This is a genomic window from Paenibacillus amylolyticus, assembly GCF_047302515.1.
Lineage (GTDB): Bacteria > Bacillota > Bacilli > Paenibacillales > Paenibacillaceae > Paenibacillus > Paenibacillus amylolyticus_G.
On record NZ_CP168019.1, the window covers coordinates 2,630,858 to 2,645,567 of the forward strand.

A 14,710-nucleotide genomic window follows, 5' to 3' on the forward strand; every position below is an offset into this window, starting at 1 on the left:
GCTTTCATTACACCTCATTTTTTCTGTTAAACTTCCATTCTCTTAAAAGGATGGTTGAGCTGTCTGTTGAACTTTTAAACTTAATATACAAGTCTTGCACACCTGTTGCACCCGTAACATTCGTTGTTAGTTCCATCCATTGAAGAGATCCGGTTGCAGGCGGAACAATGATTTCTCCAATTAACAGTCCGTCTGCACGATCAAGTCGAAGTTCCAACGTACCTTCGGTTCCTTGATTCGCAATCGTGGCTGTGAAGGTTGTGGGTCCTTCACTTTCAAAGTCGACCTTGGATATAGCTATCCAGCTGTCATTTTGCAGCTTAGCGGAAATTATATTCGAATCTGATGAAGACAGCTCACCAGAGTCAAGATATTGCTCTGTTGATACTCCGCTACTCCATCCAATCGTCGAACCGCTTACATGTTGATAGGGATCGAAGCACTTGATTTGATCTACGCCCTGATAATCTGCATGTACCTTCTTGATCTTACCCGTGGCCTCATCATGTTCGACTCGATTCAGATGCGTTGAACGGTAACCTTCGGGGATGTTCATGGCTTGGCATAATGTTTGGGCATGATAGGCAATGTACCACTGATCTGCCAGTTGAAATATAGCGTGGTGGTTGTTGCCGCCAATGTCAAAGAAGTGTCCAGGATTCTGGAGTAGCGTGCCTTGATATGTCCATGGCCCCATTGGTTGAACGCTGGTCATATATGCAATTTCACCAGGTGGTGGGCTGCCCTCTGGCCGATCCCCCTCAACAAAATTGGAACAATACGTATAGTAGTAACTATTATTATATTTATGTATCCCTGAACTTTCAAACATATAAGGTGCCTGAATAACCTTCGCTTTGCCAACAACGCTGATCATATCGTCTCCCAATCGCATAACTCTTGCCGTATCCGGTTTTTCTGCTTTTCCGTGTGGAATACCACCACCAAAGTAAAGGTAGGCTTGATGATTATCATCTACAGTGACAGCCGGATCGAATAACCAGGTTACTTCCTCCACTCCCGGAGTCTCTCTTGTAATAAGTGCTTTTCCTATAGGGTCTATCCATGGACCTATAGGTGTGGGTGCAGACAGTACACCTATTCCACTGGCATTGTTGGCGAAATAAAGAAAGAAACAGTCCTTTCCATCCAAGATTCGATGAGCAGCTGCCGGGGCCCAGGATTGCGAAGCCCATGTTGCAGCGCCTTGAGGTCCAGCAACTCTGATCTCTCCATGATCGGTCCAGTTGATTAAGTCATCCGAAGAAATGACCGTAATCCGGTTGATTGAACTGTAGCTGTTTTTCTGAGGAAGACCGTCCTTATCATATTCCAGCTTATCACTAGTCATATATAAGTAGACTCGATTGTTAAATACTAAAGCATAGGGATCGGCTCCAAATTTGTGGGCCACCAGAGGATTACCGTTGGGACGAAGCTTTCCAATCTCCCCTGGAATACGCTCCAGATTGGCAGCTTGATCTTGCTTTTGCTCACCAGCTTGTGGTGTAGAATGATGATTCATCAAAAGAATCCCCCTATAATCGTTTTTAGTTGTTCTTTTTACAAGAAAGCGTTTGCAATACAAAAGGTATCATGATAGGATGATTACATTTTAAGGTAAGCTGAGTACAATTTCATTGCGTTAACCGCTCTATTTATTGCGTGAAATGACGGGAGGTACTTCATGAGTGGATCCTCTGAGTGTTTTTATGATCCCATCCAGCCTGAGCTCTTATATCTACACAGCGTAACGACGTATAAGCTGGAAACGATCTATCATCGCCATAATGCATACGAGATCTACCTGTTTCTTCGTGGCAACGTTCACTTTTATGTAGAAAATCGATGTTACCAGGTACAGCCTGGTGATCTGCTTGTGATGTCACCTGAGGAGATGCACCGAGCCTTTATTCTGGATGAATCTGAGTATGAGCGAATTACAATCAACCTCAAAAAAACATATCTTTTTCAACTTTCCACACCATCAACCAATCTATCGTCATGTTTTGATCATCGCCCCAAAGGAACAGGCAACATCGTACATTTAGACGACTATAACTTGAAGCAGATGCTGCAATGTACGAAAGAACTGGAAGGATTGCTTGCTTCCGATGCTTATGGCACCGATATCAAAATAAATGCAGCCGTAGCCCAATTGTTGGTCATGATTAACGTCTGGTTTCATAACAATTCCTTTGTTCCCAATGACATTATGCCTGAACTAGTTCGTGAAACCATGGATTATATTGAAACACATCTAAATCAAGACATTACACTTCGCAAACTTGCCGAAGTGTTCTACATGAACAGTACTTATATCAGCCGCCAGTTCAAAAAGCATACTGGATTGACCATCCGTTCCTACATTTTGGGTCGTCGTATTGAACGGGCCAAATTCCACCTGTCAGAAGGAATGAGTATTACGGATGCATGCTTTCAATCGGGCTTTAGTGACTATGCCAATTTCATTCGCAGTTTTACCAAAATGGTCGGCATCTCCCCCGGTAGATATATCAAACAAAGACGTGATGTAATTGAAGCACTGCCAAGATAATGATGAGCTCATTCAATGTAAACTGAAAACATCGAGCCATCCTGCATGGCTCGATGTTCTTTAAGTTCTTGATATACTTCGGATCTGCAAACAATTTTATTGTGATTATACGCCAGTTAATTGATCTCTTTACCCGTCCACAATCGAACGCGATCTTTAATCCACTCCGTATACTGCTGTTCCATGGCTACTGCACCTGCATTATCAAGTTCGGTAATCATATTGTCGTATATGTCTTCAAAGGCACTCGGAGAGGATGTAATCGCTTCGGCGATCCGTTTCTGAATAATATCCTGCGTTTTCTGGTACACAACGTTATAATCCACGCTATCCGAAGGAATCGGCATATTGTAAGCAGCGCCCCACTCTTTCACGGGAAACTTCTCTTCGGAAGGGAACAAATCCTTCCATGTGGTGATGCCATAGCCTTTCAAAGCTTCTTTCTCCTCATCAGAATAACTTTGCTGAATCTGTTCAGGATAATTCGTTGTATAGTAGTTATCCGTTGAATCTTTGACGCCATCCCCGTAGTGAGCACCAAAAATGTAATACAAGCCTACTCCGGTTTCTTTGGTAAATGTGTTATTGTCTTTGTTTTTACGTTCCTGTACATCGGCCGGGATGGTGCGAACACCGTCTTCCACATTATATTGCTCGCCTTCAACGCCCCAGTTTCTCAGTACTTGCCCTTCTTCAGAAGACATCCAATCCAAAAATTTGATGGCACGGACAGGATCTTCACAATCGACTGTTATGCCAATGCCATAACCGTCAAAGCCAATATTCTGGAAATCTTTACGCTGAAAGTTGTCATCTAGCGTGACCGGATAGAATCCGTAGGTCATGTCGTCTTTTCCTGCGCTTTTCAAAGCATTTTCCGCATCACTGAATCCCCAGCTTGGATCAAGCAAGGATAACACGCGACCACTGGCGATTTTGGACTTATACTGGTCATCCTTCTGAACAAAACTGTCCTTGTCCAGCAAGCCTTCATTGTACATCTTGTTCAACCACCGGAAATATTCCTTCTCCTCGGGACGTTTGTAATGCAGAACGGCTTCGTAGGTGTCCGGATTGATGAAATATTCACCATCTCCAGGTCCTCCAGTAGACATGACAGCGGGATCAGTAACAGTGATCATTCGCCGCCATCCATCTGCACTAAGCGTCAGCGGAATTGTGGGTTGGCCATCATCTGTGGTCGGATGTTTCTCGTAATATTCACGTAGCACATTTTCGAAATCGTTTAAGGTTTTGATCTCAGGATACCCGAGTTCCTTGACTACACGATGTTGAATGGCGGTACCATTCGTGGCATCGAAGCTCACCTGATCGATCGCACCATTCGTTGGAATCCAATAGATCGAAGGATCGTCATTGCTGTATTTCAACCGATTGAAATGCTCACCGTAGATCTTTTTCAAGTTGGGGGCGTGTTCTTCGATCAGATCCGTCAGATCAATCATTGCCCCGGCATCAACGAGTCTGGTCAAGTTACCTTTGGGGAAAATCAAATCCGGATAATCGCCGCTTGCAGCCATCAGGGAAATGCGGTCGTTTCCGCCTCCGCTCGAAATATCGAATTCTGCATCAATACTTACACCGGTTTCTTCCGTAATTTTCTTCCCTACCGCATCCTGCATTTTGTTCCAGTTGGGACTTGCATCTGCGCCGAAGAAGGTAAATGTGATCGGGCTGTTGGGGTCACTCGTATTTGATTCGGAATTCTCTCCAGCGTTTCCGCAACCGGCGGAAACTAACACAACACTTGTTACGAGACATGCTCCTAGCATTTTTGAAATGACTCTCATTATTTTTCTGCCCCCTAAATGGTGTTAGTCGTAATAACCAATCCAGACATTACGATGGTACACTTTGAAATAGTATACGCTTACATATTCAACCGTCAGTAAACGATTACAATCCTGCCTACCCTATTCCATGTTTAAAGTATAAGGAAGTCTACTAACCCCAACCTTGATTATTAAGCCATGAAAATAGCATGATCTAGACATAAGTCTCAGTAAAAATGTGAAGACCAAAAAAGCGATGGTTGCCCATCGCCTCATAAAGCCAAAGCTGCTTTTCAATAATATAATTCCAACGTAAATCCTTGGATCTCCCCTTCCACATCACGTAATAATTCCATGACTTGGTCAGCGTAATCTCCAAGAATCTCTTTGCTTTTCTCAAAACCAATCCATTGAACAGTAAGCGGCATGCTTACAGCCCCAGTCAAGACATCCCATAGAGCGTCCAAATTGCCTCCATAGCTCTCGTCTAACTCAAGCTGGTTCTGCAAAATTTGATGAAGCTCTTCCTTGCTGTGAAAGTCGTTTCCGTTAATCTGAATGATGCTCATATCATTTCCTCCGTTTATTTTAACTGTTCAAATGACTTATAATGATCTGTCGTCTGGTAGATTAGACCGTCATTCGAGTATAGAATTCGGTCGCTTCCGCGCCGTCCTCCTGAGTAATTTATATCGGCTTCGTACCAGATCCGGCCTTTTTTGTTGGGGAGTAATCCTTCCCGGTTCCTGAATACGTCGCCGCCGATGCTTTTGCCTGGAGCGACTTCTCGCAGGTTACCTTCGCTTGGTTCCCATCCCAGATCTCTTGCCTCTTTCTTGGTAATATAATTTGGTGGGAGTTCATTGTGCTCCGAGATATAGTCGGCAACCTCATCAAATCCCATATCCTCCGAAACTTGAGGTGATCCGAGATCACGCAAAGACTCTGACGTACAACCTGAGAACAATAATGCAGCGAGGATAATCACTAACGTGTAAGCAAATTTTCTGAAAAACATAATCTTTTCTCCTTTTGATGTTCTTGCTCTTGCTGTCTTCCGTTTTGGTGCTATTTCGATGACAATGCTTCTAATGTTAACGATTTGTGGTAATTAAAGCAATTCTGTAAGCCTATTATGGAGTTGAAATTCAATCAATTAAAGTTGTTGCCTTGCTCCATTGAAGCATTATTTTTATTCTACAACAAAAAAAGCCGCTAAAATAGCGACTTTAATCGTACCACGATCATTACCATTCAACACATTCATTTAATACATTATTTTAATTTGCCCATCCAGTTCTCTAGGGCTATAACTACCTCTTCCAATTGCTTTTCTTCCGTAATTACAGGTTGATTATCTCCTTTTTGCATGCCGTACGAGCCAAATTGACCGTGATTTCCACCCTCAATACTCACATATGTCGTGTCTTCCGGAAGATTTGCTTTGGAGTTCTCCCAGTCTTCCCAGTTAAGCACTCCGTCATCCGAGCCTGTAATCTGTAAGATAGACAAGTCCGTATTCTTTACGCTCCCTCCTTCATCTGCATAAGAAGCCAAGAAAAAGACGCCTTCCAACTTCTCATTGTGCTCCGCAGCATACCGTGATGCAAATGACCCTCCCAAAGAATGGCCACCAATAACAAACGCTTCGTCAGGATGTTCCTCGATAAAGGATTCAGCCTTGTTTTGACCGAAAATCGCCAAGTTTATTGGCATGTTCGCGATATATACGCGGTGACCCTGTTCTGCCATTTCTCTGGCAAGTGGAGAATAACTTTCAGGTTCAACCAGACCACCTGGATAAAAAATAATATTCGGTTTGGTTATCTCTGTACCCACGGGTTCAAATCGGTAACCGTCCTTAATCTTGGCGACATTAACCTGAGCATCACTTGTCATCGCCGTTTCAGCTCGCTCAGAAGGACTATACGTAACCGAATTAAGATATACGTAAACGCCGGCCACGATGATAACGATGGACAAGATGGTCCACATGATTATTTTTTTCCATTTGTTAGTACGTTCTGCTGTTTTCAACCTTAAAACCACCTTAGTATGAGGATAATGATATGCCTTTTTTAACTCTTCATAATTATACTTACCGGTAAGTATAATTACAAGATGATTTTGCTTACTATCGTTATTTGTCATAAAATATTCATGGAGGGAAGTCCAATGACAGAAAAATCACCCAAACGATTGCCTGGAAGACCCAAACATGGCAACGACGATATCTCAATTCAGCAAACCATTATTCAAACTGCTTCACAGTTATTCATGGAGTTTGGCTACGAAACGGTCACGCTTCAGCAAATTGGCAAAACATGTAGCGTGTCAAAACCAACCATTTATTATCATTTCACCAGCAAACCAGAGCTTTTTAAAGTTGCCTTTACAACGATGTTACAGAATGTGAGCCGGTTAACCTCGCATATCCTTGATCAAGCCGAGAATCTGGAGTCGGGGCTTGTTCGTCTGGCAGAGGCCAGACTGGGAAATCCACATGCGGAGATTGAAACCATGCTCAGGGAAGCTGAGCCTTTTCTTGAGCCAGCTCAAATTCAGGATATACGCAACGCGGAGCATCAGATTCATGAAGTGTTAGCCTCCCATTTCCAACGGGCAATGGATGAAAACAGACTGCGGACAGACGATCCGTTTTTCCTGGCAGAGACCTTCTCGACATTGATGTTAATGGGTAATCGGGAAGATAACCTGCATAAATATGGTTCCAACTTTTCGCTAGGCCAGAAGCTAGTAGATATTTTCATTCGCGGAGCGCAGTAAAAATTTAGGGCAACAAGGAGAGCTGACATGAATATCCCTAGAGGAACCTATGGGTTTCGATTCGCGGAAGACAAGGAGCTCCAACTGTGTGTACTGTATGCGGCTGGATGTGATTCAATAACCGATCCTTCTTATCATTGGGATGGACTCGAACGTTCGGACGGGCCTCTCCTGTTATTCCAATATACAATCTCGGGTGAAGGTGTATTTGAGTCGAATAATCGCATTCATCATGTTACCGCAGGACAAGCTTTTTTGGCAGAAATTCCAGGGCCACATCGCTATTACTACCATTCAGCATCAAAAGAACCTTGGGAGTTTCTGTTCCTGCTGTTCAGGCCTACTCTTATTCTGTCCCATTGGAGAAAATTTCTTCGTGAAGCGGGAGAAGTTCCCTATCTTCCCGCTGATTGTACACCCATCCGTCTGTTGCGGATGATCGTAACTGATGCCGCAGCAGGCAGAATCACTGATCCTCTGATCGCATCATCCAGCGTATATCAGTTCATGACAGAATTAACGCGATTACAGAAAACAACATTGCGCAACAGGGAGAATTGGTCTGAAAACATTCAAATAGCCGTTGAATACATAGAAAACAACTACTCCAAGATGATCAGTATCGATCACCTAGCGGAGCATGTTTCCCTTTCCAAATATCACTTTATACGTCGCTTTTCCTCCAGTACGGGCTTGACGCCTGGTGCTTATCTAACCCGTGTACGTACCGAGAAAGCAATGGAACTGCTGCGCGGAACTTCTCTTAGCATTGAAGTCATCGCCGAGCAAGTCGGGTATTCCAGCGGAAGTTATTTTATCAAAGCCTTTCGCAGCATAACCGGCGTTACGCCAGGTGAATTTCGCAGTGGCGGAGAAAGCCTTGTGTACCGTAAATTGTTCTTCGATTAACCGCAATATTTTGCTGTTCCACACTCAACATTACTGTAGATATTAATAAAATCCTTTATTATGATGAATTGAGCGAGAGCAATAATTAATCCATAAAGGAGCATTCCCATGAATCATACACTTGCAGCATCAACTCCACCGCTTGGCTGGAACAGCTGGGATTGTTACGGCGCAGCCGTTACGGAAGACGAAATTCGTGGCAACGCCGAGTACATGGCAGAACATCTTAAAGACTTTGGCTGGAGCTATATTACGGTCGACATTCAATGGTACGAGCCTTTGGCCAATTCTTCGCAATATCGTCCGTTCGTTCCACTCATCATGGATGAATATTCGCGGCTTATGCCTGCCGAGAATCGGTTTCCCTCCGCTGCAGGTGGACAGGGATTTAAGCCATTAGCCGACTACGTTCATAGTCTGGGGCTGCAATTCGGCATTCACATCATGCGCGGTATCCCACGTCAAGCTGCACATGCTGGGACTCCGATCCTGGGAACAACCGCCACTGCGCGCGATATTGCTCATCCGAACTCCATCTGTCCCTGGAATACGGATATGTATGGTGTTGATAGCTCAAAAGAAGGCGCACAAGCCTACTACGATTCGCTTTTTGAACTGTATGCACAATGGGGCGTTGACTTGGTGAAGGTTGACGATATTGCTGCTTCAAGGCTCTATGACACCCATCAACCTGAGATTGAGATGATATCCAAAGCGATTGAGCGCTCCGGTCGGCCCATGGTACTAAGTCTCTCTCCTGGCCCTGCTCCAGTAGAATACTCAGAATTCTTGGCTGATCATGCCAACATGTGGCGTGTCACGGACGACTTCTGGGACCTCTGGCCACTGTTATTGGATATGTTCGACCGCTGCCGGACGTGGCAGAGCGTTCCCAAAGCAGGCTGCTGGCCAGACTGTGATATGTTGCCTTTGGGTCATATCGGTATCCGTTCTGTAGACGGTGGTGGAGCGGATCGCTGGACTCGGTTCACGCCTGACGAGCAATTGACAATGATGTCACTGTGGAGCATCTTCCGTTCCCCGCTCATTTTTGGTGGTGAACTGCGAGATAACGATGACTGGACACTGTCCCTGCTAACTAATCGTGAGGTTCTGCGAATGCATCGCGAGAGTTACGGAGCCAGAGAAGCTTTACGCAAAGAAGATCTTATTGTGTGGACTGCCCAGCATGCGGATGGCTCCTCTTACGTTGCTGTATTCAACATCGGTGAGAATACTCTACCTGTGGATCTGTCCATTGATGAGGTGGGACTGTCCAGCATTACCAAAGGTACCGAATTGTGGAGCGGTGAAGCAACTGAATTTACGGAGAATTCCTTAGTTACGACTGTACCTGCGCACGGTGTGCGTCTCTATCGGTTTTCCTAAGCTTGCAAAAGAAAGAGAGAGGTCTGTCGTTCATTAGACAGACCTCTCTCTCATTTCATCAGTATGTATCCATGGCTTGAACGGCCAGATGAAATGCTTTAATCCTTCTTTCTAGAAGAGTCTTTTGTGGGCTAACCTCTTTAGAATTGGCATACATGCTCTCTAGAGATGGGAACAATCCCATCAAGACAAGACGAGCTTCTGCGATATCTTCCTCCGTGTAGGGATGAGATTTCTGATTCCATACCTTGTCCAACAGTGCTAGGCCGATGTATAAAGCTTGGAGACGTTTCTGTAACAATGTTGTGTTATTCCTTTTCTGAGTCATATTCACTAAGGCATTTTCCGATTTGCGGATGGTTGATTGAAAGGCTTTAATGGATTGCAGTTGATCTTCTTGTGACACGTTTTCCATAGAGTACTGACCTCTCTTTCTTGGCTTAGTCTGATCGGTCTTTCTATTAAATCACCTCATAAATATAACAAAAAAAGCCGCTTAAATAGCGACTTTTTTTGTGTTCATTCTCGATTTAGTGCTATAGTACCTTCTCCAAAAAGCTGATCGTCCGTTCATTCTTCGGATTTCCAAATATCTCTTCAGGCGTGCCCTGCTCGACAATATAACCACCGTCCATGAAGATCACACGATCAGCTACTTCACGGGCAAAACCCATCTCATGGGTAACGATCATCATCGTCATGCCTTCGCTCGCGAGGTCCTTCATAACACCGAGGACTTCTCCTACCATCTCAGGGTCAAGCGCCGACGTCGGTTCATCAAATAACATCACATCCGGATTCATAGCAAGCGCACGAGCGATAGCTACACGTTGTTTTTGTCCACCTGAAAGTTGTGTTGGGAAGCTCTCTGCTTTATCAGACAGACCCACACGCTCAAGTAATTTGAGTGCTGTATCACGAGCCTGCTGTGCATTTAATATCCCGAGTTCTCTGGGCGCAAACATGATGTTTTTAAGCACACTAAAATGAGGGAACAAGTTAAAATGTTGAAATACCATTCCAATATTTTCGCGAGCTTTGTTCAGGTTGGTTTTAGGGTCATTCAGATCCTGATCATCCACGATAACTCGGCCTGCCGTAATATCATCTAATTGGTTGATACAGCGCAAGAAGGTACTTTTTCCTGAACCGGAAGGCCCGATGACACAGACAACTTCTCCTTCGTTGACCGCCACATCAATTCCCTTGAGGACCTGATTCGAGCCGAAACTTTTCTTCAAACCTTCAACTTTTATTTTAGCCACGACGAACCTTCACCTCCAGATAATCAGCAATTTTGGTCAATGTGATGATGACAATCAGGTACATAACCGCAACCGTTAACCAAATGTCAAAAGAGGAGAACGTTCTTGCAATAACAATTTTACCCGATTGTGTCAACTCTACGAGACCAATAACGGACAAGATTGACGTATCCTTCAACGTGATAACCATCTGGTTAATGAAGGACGGAATCATAACCCGCACTGCCTGCGGAATAACGATCTTTATCATCGCTTTGCGATAAGGAATGCCCAATGAACGGGCAGCTTCCATCTGACCACGATCAATGGATTGAATCCCGCCTCGGATAATCTCGGTTACGTACGCCCCTGCATTCAGACTAAGTGTCAGAATGGCTGCCAAGAACAATGGCATCGTGAAGCCCATCGCCTGTGGAATCCCGAAATAGATAAAGAATGCCAGGACAATCAGCGGTATACCGCGGAAGATATCCACAAATACGGTGGCAACACCACGAAGGAATTTGTTCTGTCCCACCTTCATAAATCCGAAAATCAGACCGATGATAAACGCGAAGAACAGGGACACAATCGTGTATAAAAGTGTTTTTCCCAGACCTTTAAAAAGTGCAGGAAGAGATTTCTGTATTAACTCCCAACGCCCCAGATTTGCGACTTGTGCATTCTCTCCAACATATTCTTCGATAATGCGCTTGTACTCACCGTTAGCTTTGATATTCACAAGACCAGCATTGAACATCTCCAGAAGTTCCTGATTTTTACCCTTACTTACCGCAAATCCGTAGGAAGCCCCATCTTCTTTGGCGGTAACGATTTTTAAACCATTATTCTGCTTTACCCCATACCTTAGAACGGGTTCATCTTCAAAACAGGCCACCGAATTACCGGTCTTTACATCATCATACATTTGATATGATTCATCGAATGGGACAACGGTAAAGCCATATTTTGAGGCGATGGACTCAGCAAAGCTGTACCCTTCTGTTCCCGTTTTTACAGCGACCTTTTTACCACGAAGATCTTCGTAACTTTTAATGGTATCATTATTGGAACTAATCCCCATAACAACGCCTGAATCATAATATGGCTCTGAAAAATCAAATTTCGCTTTTCGCTCATCCGTAATACTCATCCCTGCGATCACACCATCGACTTGATTCGCCTCAAGTGCCTGTACAGCTGCGTTAAATCCCAGGGATTTGATTTGATACTTGAAATTTTGATCTTTGGCGATGGCATCCAGTAAATCCATGTCGATACCAACAAAATCACCATTCTCATCTTCATATTCGAATGGAGCAAATGTGACATCAGTTCCGATAACATAGGTTTTACCGGAATCGGACGCTGCAGCAGCGTTCCCTACCCATCCTGATAGACCGCTCACCAGGAGCAGCATCAGTGAAAGTATAAAAAATGAGATCTTCGTTGTTTTCATGTGTCCTCCCCGTCTCGGTATTGTCCGAATAATCATTATTTTCTTTGGAATCGGTATTACGGTTATGCTTTTTGTCGATCTTCTGCCCATTTGATTGTTATTATTTACTGTATATTAACAATCAATGCTTTGCCTTTCCACTTGCAACATTTTCCTCCATCATTTTTTTCCAACCAGTAAAAGTCCTTTTAATACTTACCCTTTAGGTAAGCTTCGCGAAACCCAATATTACATTGTGAATCTGAAAAAAGGTACATTTACTTTAAAACGTATTATTTAAAATTTAAAACTCAAAAAAAGCCGCGATTTCCGCGACTTTTATTGTACAGTTTTTTATAATCTATTAATTTGCTCTGGTTGTCAATACAATCTCGAACTTCGAACCAGCTTCACCCGCGAATACAATAGTTCCGTTCTCAGGCAACACAATTTCGTTTTGTCCACTGACCACTGTATGATTAATGCCTACGCCTGCTTGGTTATATACAGCAAATGCGCTGTTTGCAGACATCTTGACCGTCATTTCTTTACCTGCAGCTGATGCTGGAATCGAATACCATGTGGCATGACCATTCGCTTGAATCGTTGTCTTCGATTGTTTGCCCGCATAGATCGGTTTGATGATGTCTTGAGCAGCATAAACGTTGCCTCCAGCTTTAACGTATTCCACGCCATTTTCCTCATAGAAATTAAACTCCATCGTGTCACGGCCCGCTAATCCAGGAATTTGCAATTGGTTCACAGCTTGGTTAGCTCCAACGATTTTATTCGTGTAGACATAACCAGGCAACTCATTAAAAGTATGAATGGGAATCATCGGCATTGCTGCGTTGTACAGTGTTGATGTGTATTTTTCATTGACCAACACGTAGGCTTTGCCTTCCCGTTTCTGCCATGCGGCCTTTACTTCTTCCGACAATTCATTGGTTTCAAGCTTTTCTGCCTTATATTCAGAGGAAGCAACTTGCCCAAGCCCAGGAACAGACTGATACGAGCGAGACCACAAATATGTGTTCCCGTTGACTTCCTGAACGAACTTCAGCTTTTCCGTAGCCGCATCATTAACAAATGATCCATCAGCGGTGTACGTATAGGTCTGATCAGAACTGTTAGGAGACGACAGATTAGATAGCGTTAATTGCCCGTCATCTTTTACGTCCAGCTTCATTAACATGTTTGCCCCACCCGCGTACATGCCTGTGTGCTGTGTAAGTTCCTTCGGCATGGTTGTTTTCATCGGTGCATCATGTGACTTCTCCGGTTTACGCTCTGGAATGATATTCTTCTCCTCAAGCGCACTAAGCAACAGCTCAGTTGCCAGCAATTGATCCGTTGAGCTATGACCACCCGAAGAGGTTACGGCAGCAGCCATATTATACTCCGGAAGTACAATCAATGAGGAATGATAGGTTATTGTATTGCCGCCTTTGCTTACTGCCTGGATGCCGTAATCATTAAAAGGAAACAGGTTAACGCTGTCCCAGCCCAGGCCGTAACCAATAGAAGAATCGCCTTCTTCCGGCCACATGCCTCTCTTGTATTCTTCTTGCTCCATGGCCTCTACGGATTCCTCCGAAAGAATACCTTCAACTTCACCTGTAAAGATTTTCGAGAACTGAACCAGATCTTCAGCGGTGGAATAGATGCCTCCCGAGGCAATCATATTTGTAGTCTCTAATGGGAGTTGCTCCTCATCCGAAGGGGAATATGTTGCTGCCATCTGGCTAAAGTCCACAATATCCTGTGGTGTTTTGGTATGCTCCATACCAAGGGGTTCGGTTATGTACCGGTGCATGAAAGTTGTGAAGTCCATGCCGCTGACCCGCTCAACCAGAATTTCAGCTAATGTAAAACCGTCATTACTATACACCGAGTATGCGCCAGGGTCGGCCTTCAGATGTTGCGTCGCCAATTGTTCCAATAACGTATCATGTGCATGGGTATCATTATCTCTAAACAGTATTGCGCTGTTACTTGACGTTCCGAGAAGTCCGGATGAATGATTCAGTAACATGCTTGGTGTAATCTGTTGGTAACGCTTGTCTTTCATTGTAAAGTCCGGAATATACTTCACGACAGGTTCATCAAGATCGATCTTGCCCTGGTCCACTAGCTTCATTACGGTGGTTGTGAGCATCATTTTGCTGGTTGAACCTATGCCATACATGGTATCTGAAGAAAGCGGGATGTTGTTTTTCAGGTCATTTTTGCCTGCCTGACCGGAGATCACAATCTCGCCCTCATCCATCAGTGCGTACTGCACACTTGTCGTAGCGTATGATTCAGTGAGTACCTTGGCCTTTGCACTTACTGCCTTTTTAGTTAGATCATACTTAGGGCTACTATCGTTACTGGTAGCGGGTGTGGCCATGGCCGACATTGGGGACATCATTGCAAACACCAAGGTTATGGCGGCGATAGACGTTCGTTTCTTTCGTGTCAATCTCATCTTCTCCTGTCTAGTCTATGGATTAGGAATCTCTGTGTTAGTACTCCCGTAGTGTAACCGAAGAAGATGAACTGTCTGTGGCTTGAATATGAATCGAGTATGAACCAAGCAGGACCGACCAAA

13 protein-coding genes are annotated in these 14,710 nt (G+C 44.2%); 4 read left to right on the forward strand and 9 right to left on the reverse strand.

Going from position 1 to position 14,710, the window contains the following annotated elements:
- Positions 1 to 7: 7 nt before the first annotated feature.
- A complete protein-coding gene (locus tag ACDJ59_RS11190) occupies positions 8 to 1,525 on the reverse strand; it encodes a glycoside hydrolase family 43 protein (protein ID WP_413408912.1) in 1,518 nt (505 codons plus the stop codon).
- A 162-nt stretch (positions 1,526 to 1,687) separates the two neighbouring features.
- Here ACDJ59_RS11190 and ACDJ59_RS11195 point away from each other — a divergent pair, with 162 nt between their 5' ends.
- Entirely contained in the window at positions 1,688 to 2,557 is an 870-nt protein-coding gene (locus ACDJ59_RS11195; protein ID WP_413408913.1) for an AraC family transcriptional regulator, read from the forward strand.
- Between the two features lie 116 nt (positions 2,558 to 2,673).
- Here the strand turns inward: ACDJ59_RS11195 and ACDJ59_RS11200 are convergent, their stop codons facing one another.
- The 4 genes from ACDJ59_RS11200 to ACDJ59_RS11215 all read right to left on the reverse strand — a co-directional run bounded on the left by ACDJ59_RS11200 (position 2,674) and on the right by ACDJ59_RS11215 (position 6,387).
- Complete coding sequence (locus tag ACDJ59_RS11200; protein WP_413408915.1) at positions 2,674 to 4,368, reverse strand: ABC transporter substrate-binding protein; 1,695 nt, start codon at positions 4,366 to 4,368, stop codon at positions 2,674 to 2,676.
- A 275-nt stretch (positions 4,369 to 4,643) separates the two neighbouring features.
- Positions 4,644 to 4,919: a barstar family protein gene (locus ACDJ59_RS11205; RefSeq protein WP_017688496.1), complete on the reverse strand. Its 276-nt coding sequence runs from the start codon at positions 4,917 to 4,919 to the stop codon at positions 4,644 to 4,646.
- Between the two features lie 14 nt (positions 4,920 to 4,933).
- A complete protein-coding gene (locus ACDJ59_RS11210) occupies positions 4,934 to 5,368 on the reverse strand; it encodes a ribonuclease domain-containing protein (RefSeq protein ID WP_036615937.1) in 435 nt (144 codons plus the stop codon).
- A 257-nt stretch (positions 5,369 to 5,625) separates the two neighbouring features.
- Positions 5,626 to 6,387: an alpha/beta hydrolase gene (locus tag ACDJ59_RS11215; protein WP_413408916.1), complete on the reverse strand. Its 762-nt coding sequence runs from the start codon at positions 6,385 to 6,387 to the stop codon at positions 5,626 to 5,628.
- 138 nt (positions 6,388 to 6,525) lie between these two features.
- Between ACDJ59_RS11215 and ACDJ59_RS11220 the strand changes: the two genes are divergently transcribed.
- From ACDJ59_RS11220 to ACDJ59_RS11230, 3 genes are all read left to right on the forward strand, one after another.
- On the forward strand, positions 6,526 to 7,137 hold the full coding sequence (locus ACDJ59_RS11220; protein ID WP_413408917.1) for a TetR/AcrR family transcriptional regulator: 612 nt from the start codon (positions 6,526 to 6,528) through the stop codon (positions 7,135 to 7,137).
- Between the two features lie 27 nt (positions 7,138 to 7,164).
- Entirely contained in the window at positions 7,165 to 8,046 is an 882-nt protein-coding gene (locus tag ACDJ59_RS11225; protein ID WP_340029492.1) for an AraC family transcriptional regulator, read from the forward strand.
- Between the two features lie 108 nt (positions 8,047 to 8,154).
- Positions 8,155 to 9,435 carry a glycoside hydrolase family 27 protein gene (locus tag ACDJ59_RS11230; RefSeq protein ID WP_413408918.1) on the forward strand — a complete coding sequence of 427 codons (1,281 nt, stop codon included), beginning with the start codon at positions 8,155 to 8,157 and terminating at the stop codon, positions 9,433 to 9,435.
- A 58-nt stretch (positions 9,436 to 9,493) separates the two neighbouring features.
- Here ACDJ59_RS11230 and ACDJ59_RS11235 read toward each other — a convergent pair whose 3' ends face one another.
- The 4 genes from ACDJ59_RS11235 to ACDJ59_RS11250 all read right to left on the reverse strand — a co-directional run bounded on the left by ACDJ59_RS11235 (position 9,494) and on the right by ACDJ59_RS11250 (position 14,587).
- Positions 9,494 to 9,850: a hypothetical protein gene (locus tag ACDJ59_RS11235; RefSeq protein ID WP_413408919.1), complete on the reverse strand. Its 357-nt coding sequence runs from the start codon at positions 9,848 to 9,850 to the stop codon at positions 9,494 to 9,496.
- 121 nt (positions 9,851 to 9,971) lie between these two features.
- Positions 9,972 to 10,700 (reverse strand): amino acid ABC transporter ATP-binding protein, encoded by a 729-nt coding sequence (locus ACDJ59_RS11240; protein WP_413408920.1) that lies wholly within the window; start codon positions 10,698 to 10,700, stop codon positions 9,972 to 9,974.
- A complete protein-coding gene (locus tag ACDJ59_RS11245; protein WP_413408921.1) occupies positions 10,693 to 12,138 on the reverse strand; it encodes an amino acid ABC transporter substrate-binding protein/permease in 1,446 nt (481 codons plus the stop codon). Before ACDJ59_RS11245 ends, ACDJ59_RS11240 begins: the two co-directional genes overlap by 8 nt.
- Positions 12,139 to 12,481: 343 nt before the next feature.
- The gene (locus ACDJ59_RS11250; RefSeq protein ID WP_413408922.1) at positions 12,482 to 14,587 is read right to left on the reverse strand and encodes a serine hydrolase domain-containing protein; all 2,106 of its coding nucleotides are present in this window, start codon (positions 14,585 to 14,587) and stop codon (positions 12,482 to 12,484) included.
- Positions 14,588 to 14,710 lie beyond the last annotated feature (123 nt).